The following is a 6,015-nucleotide window of genomic DNA, read 5'->3' on the forward strand; positions in this document are numbered from 1 at the left end:
AAATATCCAAAAGATTTACATATTATTCAGCTAGATAATGGAGGGTTTCACAGTTCCTTAAACTTAAATATACCGGAGAATGTCATTTTACTGTTTCAACCTGCATATAGCCCGGAAGTAAATCCCATAGAAAGGTTATGGAAGTATATCAAAGAGCAATTAAAATGGCAGACTTTTGACAATCTAGAAGAATTGAGAGAAGCGGTAGAGAAAAGTCTGGGAAAGTTAAGTAAGGAAATAGTCGCTTCTTTGACTGGATGGAAATTTATTTTGGATGCTTTATCTGTAGCAGATATTTAGGAAATTGGTATCACTTGCTTCTAATTGTTTGCCATAGGTTTCTAATTGGCTGTTTCCACAAGATATAAAAAATAACTTGCTTTGGAAATTACTTCTTGCCTGCTCCAATGTTTGAAAGTTGTATCGAGCTGACTGCATGAGCTTTTCTAATTTCTCAGCCTCTTCATTCTGACCCTCTTGTATTGCTTGTTGATGTTGTTGTTCTAAATTTGCTAAGTATTCATTTAGCTCTTCTGTATTTTTGTATGCTCGACGAGCTACAAGACCTAACCAACTGTCCAAGTCAGTCGTTGCCGCCTGAATCTTAGGTCTCCAAATAGTTAGCCACTCGTCAATATCAGCTACAACCTCTGGAGCCAATACATCTGAAAGGATAAAGTCTCGTTCATCACCTGTTTTGTTATCTTCTGGTTCTAGAACCACACGATAGCCGTTAGGCGTGCGAAAGAGAGTGCGATCAATTTCAAGCTCTCTAATTTCGCGTTGCCGGACTGGGCAATAAGTTAAGATAGCCACAAGCAAATAACGCTGCCAGGAGCGGATAATTGATAAGTGAGAACGCTTTGTTCCAGAGGAATCGTGAGAAGCACAACATTTTCGTAAATACTTAACAACTTCAATACACTGTTCCGTTGTCATTTCTTTCTCTGAGCGTTTAGCCTTTTTATTGGCTTTTCGCTCTTCTTTATACCGTTTGGCCAGATTGTTATTAATCATCCGAATTTCTTCGACTACTGGGATGTCTCGGTACATGGGACTTTTAGATTCGTAGCAATGAAGCCACTTTGCAACGTTCAATGCCAACTCGCAAAATCCCATTGCCCAGCCACAGGTGTTTCCGCGCTCGTTAATGCCCCACACGAAAAATTTTTCGAGTAACTTCAGATCATTCAATAGCTTGAAATCTAAGTCAGCAAGTTGATAGCTCTCAATATTCTTGAGCCACCCAAAGATGTTAAGTAGTCGTGTCTTATGATTATTAAAAGTGATCTGTCGCATTTTCTTGTCCTGACGCTTAGGAACATACTCACCAGTACAAAACGTATGGAGTTGTTCTAACTGTTTCAAAAGCTTTGGGGTCAATTCAGATTCTTTTAATCCATAAGGATTGGCATGGAGCGACCTACGCCCCCGGTTTGCCGCCATAATATTGGTTTTGGAACGAGTTTTTGGGGCATACTTTCCATAACGACCTTCAGCCGCTTCCTCATACCAACTTTCTTGCTGAATCCATTTGAGAAACCTATTAAGAGCCGGACGGTATGTTGTTCTTTCTACATTGGCTGTAATCTGGCTAGCACTTAAAGCAGCTTGACAACCTTTTGACAGAAGCTCAAGAGGCTTAACATTTAGAAATACATCAAGAGGAATCTGACTTAGAGCATAATCTAAACCGACTCCTTCTAAATCTTCAAGGACAAAGTTATATCCATGTAAGTTGGGAAGAATGTACTTTCTCAAGGCGGTTTTCAAATTTGAAAAACTTGAACTACGAGTTTTAGTTTGTTCTTGTTGAATATATAGGAGTACAGTTTCCAGAAGATTTTTGGGAGGTTACTGAGACATAGCCAAATAAAAAACTTTCATCAGGATTAATATAACTATGATACAATAACTTTTAACGGTTAGCAAAAATTTGAAGTTCGCAGATACTCGATAAAACAGATTTTATAGGCAAATTTGAAACTCTTATAACCCTTTGCTATAAAAGGTTTTATAGATTCTAGATTCTAAAAGCGTAGGAAGCTAACCTTCTGGTTTCCTACGCTTTTTTGCTGGTTCTCAAGCGGCTTAAATGCTTTAATAATAGTAGTGTGAAGTTTATGAGCTAGCGAAGCAGTAAAGCTTTGAGGGGTATAGTCGAGATACGGGTGCGAGCGCAACTACTTGGTTGTAGGTACTATGTAACACTCAACAACTGCCTTTAAAACAATATACAAGCGTTTCAATAATTCTTGGTTAAGCTGTGGCGAATAAAATTACTGGTTACAGGAAATAAGGCTGTGGAAGCAGGCTTCTAGACTCCATTAATTGCGACTATTTTGTAATGTTTGACGAGCGCAAATGGCTTATAAAAATGGTCCGAAAAGAGAATTTATTTTTGATACTCCAGTCATGGTCGCAAACCAACTGTGTGGCCTTGTAGTTTCTTCCAACGCACTCGTAGGATGTATTGATTTTTACCAATTGTTAGCACCAATAATTGGTAAGACTAGCATCGAATTTATAATTCCAATCCGCCATTTAATCCCATGAAGCTGCCACTGCCTCTATGACACAGATCGTTATGGTTGAGATTGAAAGTGTGGAGGAAGGTCGGCTCACTCCAAGTCTGGTGGTGAAAGTCTCAAGTGTTTTGTTGGTGAATAAGTCTGTCAGTAGCGCTCGCTTACAGAGTATCATTTACCCACCCGCACTGAGAGCCATCCCAATGCATCACCGAAAAGTCTCAAGCTAGCGCTGGAACAGAGTTTTGCAGATTTTTTTTCCTAGTGAGTTTGACTAAATAGGAGTAGCATTTAGATGACATCGAAAAAAATAAGTATTCCTCTTGAAAAAGATAAGTACCAGTCATTGGAAAAGAGCGTTTACCTTTATCACAGCGATGTTCCTGTCTGTGATTGGAGTTAAAACGGCTTTTGCTACCACCAAGATATTCAAAGCGACCCAAGCTGGAAAACCAAGCCTAACGCCACCCCTCAGCAATAGAGAGATGGAGCTAGCTCAGGCTTGTTCCAATGAGTCGCGGCATGAGTCATCTCGTCCCTATGCTAGGGTAACAACTCAAGGAGAGCCTCTCAATATCCGTTCTAGTCCCAACGGCAGGATTATCGGTTCAGTCCCGAATCGATGGCAGGTGGTTACACTCAACAGAGATGCAACTGGAAAATGGACTCGGATTACAAGTCATTTCGGTGATATTGGTTCCATTGGTTTTGCTTCCGCTCCACGTTTGCGTAACGGTTGGGTTTCGACAACATACCTAAAAAACTTAGGGCGGTTTTGCGACAAACCGATGAATTTGATGCGGAGTGAGCTGAAGACTCTATCTGAAAAGAAAAAACTTCTAATTCACGAAGATTGGGTGGAAATGGGCGATCGGATATCCCGCTCAGTTCCTAAACAGTAACAGATGCTGTTTGATGAAACGATGGAATGCCTGAAACGGGTGTTAGAAGCAGCGGCGACAGCACCAGGGAACCGAGAGCGCTTTCTCAAAGCTAATTTGATCGAAACTACCAGTAGCCAAGAATCGGTTCAACTTGTCTCCAACTGGCATGAATCGTTTGAGAAACTGGCATCTATAGATAAACAAACCATTCGCCAGCACCCCGGCTTATTTATGGCCAATGCGGATGATGTTGTGTATCGCGGTATGACAAGCGGCAGCCGGGGTCAATCCTTCATTTATTTTGCCGGAACAGAGTGGAATAAGGTTCGTACATTAGCGCGTCGTCGCTCCCTTTACTGGTGGGGCATTGATGAGCATACTCCCATCATCAATGTTGCTAGTCGTTTGATGCCTGTGCGAACCATTGATGTAGCGATCGCAGGAGCCATCAACTCGGATTTTATTGACCTTCTTCTCACCCTACTCAACCAACGTCTCGTTGCCCTTCGGGGTTATCCCAGTCGGCTGTGTGAAGTGGCAACAAAATTGTACGGGCGAAGCCTACCGCCTGTCATTGCCATCATTTGTACAGGAGAGTGCCTGTTTGACTACCAGCGAACCTTACTTGAAGCAATATTTCAGGCTCCAGTCATTGAGGAATATGGATGCCAGGAAACAGGGATTTCGGGACTGACTTGCCCGGAAGCTGGACGCTTGCATCTCGATAGCGATTGCTGCCTCTACGAAATCATCGATGGGCAATTAGTGACAACGGATCTATTTAACCGAATCATGCCCCTAGTGCGCTACAAAAGCGGCGATCTGATTAAGTTAAACTCACAACCCTGTCCCTGTGGTCGCCCTGGGCTTACAGGAAATCTTTTAGGACGGATTGAGGATGGCGTTCGTACCTTAGACGGTATCAAGCGTTCCGGTGAAATTACGATGCCGCCCCTTGATGGCATCCTCAATTACCAGGTTTTGCGTCGAGAAGGAACAGAAATTGATATTTGGCTACAACCAGCTAGTGTTAACGAGTTATCGTTAGAACCACTCATTACCTGGGTTCACAAAACGTTTGGTGAAGTTGATGCTCAAATCTTTTTAGATGACAATCAACAAATTAATCCAATACCTGAACTAATAGACGACACGGACTGGATTGACACTATCAGTTCCGGGTCGTGGGCCTCTTGGTTGCAGTCGCCTGTGTTGCCGAAGGGAGAAGCCAACAAGGTCGCGCAATTGCTCAAACAACTGATAGCTCCAACAGTAGCGATAGATTCGGGAATGCCACCTCCAGCTCAGGCATTGCTACAGGAGATTCTCGATACTCCACCTAGCCAATATCCAGAGGTGGAGTGGATAACAGCACGTATATTACTTTTCTCTTGTAATTTTCTTGCCTTGGAGCCGCAGGTCGCATCAATTTATTATCAAGCGGCTAGGCGGCTGCAAAACGCTGTCGCACAGATGAGTCAGCCGAATGAAGCATCAATGCTCGATCTGCTCATCCCCAGCCTTTTTTTGGACATTAACACTGCCAAGTCAATCTGGAGCGATCGCTCATTGCCTGTGTCAGGCTACCTCGATACATTCAATATCCAGAGTCTGTTGTATGCATTTGAACCAGCGTGGCGTCGGGCGATCGCATCTGGGTCAAATACTGTTGTGAAAGCCCTTCGCCCAATCTTAGCGATTCTAATCGGCGACTTAAACTTTTTTGCCCCTCGATTCGGGACTTGGCTTCTCGCCCATTGGTGCGAACTGGTTCATGGGCAGTCCGTGACTGGGGGAAATACATCACAAGCTCCCGATAACGACCAATTCTTAACGGCATGGCTAGCCTGGAGACAACAGCTACTTGGTGGAGAACCCAATACCAAAGCTGCTTTGTCGGCACTTGAGGCGGCGGCACAGTCACCGGAGGAACAAGCACGAGTTGAGCTGGAGAGAGGTTACGGGATGTTAGCCAGGGGGCAAGCTTTTGAACCCGCTGAATGGCTGAGCATTCTGGAAACGAAAGCCGGTATGCTGAGTCCAGGATTACCAAGTGAGGATGTCGATCCGATTCCCTGGATACCGATTTTGCGATCGCTCGCTCAACCTTTGTTAGAGAAGAGAGAACACGAACTGGCTTATCAATGCTTAGTTGCCTCTGCCGTGCCATCTTCCCGCACCTCAGCATTTGACCGTCTAGCGCTTCAAGTTAATAATAAGCAGTCGGTAGTTTGTGACCTTTCTGGAACCTATCTGAAAAGCGAAAATGAGATTTAAAAGTGCAAATGTACGTCGATAAATACACGGGGATTGATAGATAGGCTCTTCATGGCAGCGATAACCCAACTGACAATGACACTACTCATCCAGAGTGGCAAGGATGGGGCTAACATTATCAGAGAAGCTGAGAGGATGTCTGAGAAGCCAGGAAAGCTCTCAAAACGATAACCTGTCAATAGCAAATTATCAGACAGCATTTTGAGAGCCATGACATCATCGTATCCGAGTAACTTGACCCAAGAACAATGGGAACTGTTATCCAGCTTGATTCCCAAAGCTAAACCGGGAGGTCGTCCGCGCACCGTAGATATGCAAGCAGTGGT

At 43.7% G+C, this 6,015-nt stretch carries 5 protein-coding genes; 4 read left to right on the forward strand and 1 reads right to left on the reverse strand.

What is annotated here, in order from left to right:
- On the forward strand, positions 1 to 300 hold a 300-nt coding region (locus H6F77_RS01945), incomplete at its 5' end, for a transposase (protein ID WP_190419731.1).
- On the opposite strand, the gene H6F77_RS01950 is transcribed toward H6F77_RS01945, so the two are convergent.
- Positions 280 to 1,773 carry a hypothetical protein gene (locus tag H6F77_RS01950; RefSeq protein WP_190484834.1) on the reverse strand — a complete coding sequence of 498 codons (1,494 nt, stop codon included), beginning with the start codon at positions 1,771 to 1,773 and terminating at the stop codon, positions 280 to 282. The genes H6F77_RS01945 and H6F77_RS01950 overlap by 21 nt on opposite strands.
- Positions 1,774 to 2,905: 1,132 nt before the next feature.
- Between H6F77_RS01950 and H6F77_RS01955 the strand changes: the two genes are divergently transcribed.
- The 3 genes from H6F77_RS01955 to H6F77_RS27705 form a co-directional block, all read left to right on the forward strand.
- Positions 2,906 to 3,430, forward strand: coding sequence for an SH3 domain-containing protein (locus tag H6F77_RS01955; protein ID WP_190484836.1), 525 nt, complete (start codon positions 2,906 to 2,908; stop codon positions 3,428 to 3,430).
- Positions 3,431 to 3,433: 3 nt separating this feature from the next.
- Positions 3,434 to 5,689 carry a phenylacetate--CoA ligase family protein gene (locus H6F77_RS01960; protein ID WP_190484838.1) on the forward strand — a complete coding sequence of 752 codons (2,256 nt, stop codon included), beginning with the start codon at positions 3,434 to 3,436 and terminating at the stop codon, positions 5,687 to 5,689.
- Between the two features lie 210 nt (positions 5,690 to 5,899).
- On the forward strand, positions 5,900 to 6,015 hold a 116-nt coding region (locus H6F77_RS27705), incomplete at its 3' end, for a transposase (protein ID WP_375335911.1).

Origin of the sequence: Microcoleus sp. FACHB-831 (assembly GCF_014695585.1) — a bacterium.
Taxonomy (GTDB): domain Bacteria; phylum Cyanobacteriota; class Cyanobacteriia; order Cyanobacteriales; family FACHB-T130; genus FACHB-831.